Origin of the sequence: Kluyvera sp. Awk 3 (genome assembly GCF_028069715.1) — a bacterium.
GTDB classification, from domain to species: Bacteria; Pseudomonadota; Gammaproteobacteria; order Enterobacterales; family Enterobacteriaceae; genus Kluyvera; species Kluyvera georgiana_A.
Window position 1 is genome coordinate 1 of record NZ_JANEWH010000351.1, and the last position, 272, is coordinate 272.

The window sequence follows — 272 nt, forward strand, 5'->3', positions numbered from 1 at the left end:
CCGCCTGGGGAGTACGGCCGCAAGGTTAAAACTCAAATGAATTGACGGGGGCCCGCACAAGCGGTGGAGCATGTGGTTTAATTCGATGCAACGCGAAGAACCTTACCTACTCTTGACATCCACGGAATTTAGCAGAGATGCTTTAGTGCCTTCGGGAACCGTGAGACAGGTGCTGCATGGCTGTCGTCAGCTCGTGTTGTGAAATGTTGGGTTAAGTCCCGCAACGAGCGCAACCCTTATCCTTTGTTGCCAGCGGTTCGGCCGGGAACTCA

1 rRNA gene is annotated in these 272 nt (G+C 54.0%); it reads left to right on the top strand.

The window, feature by feature from the left end:
* A 16S ribosomal RNA gene (locus NNN71_RS25355) occupies nucleotides 1-272 on the top strand; the annotation flags it as partial.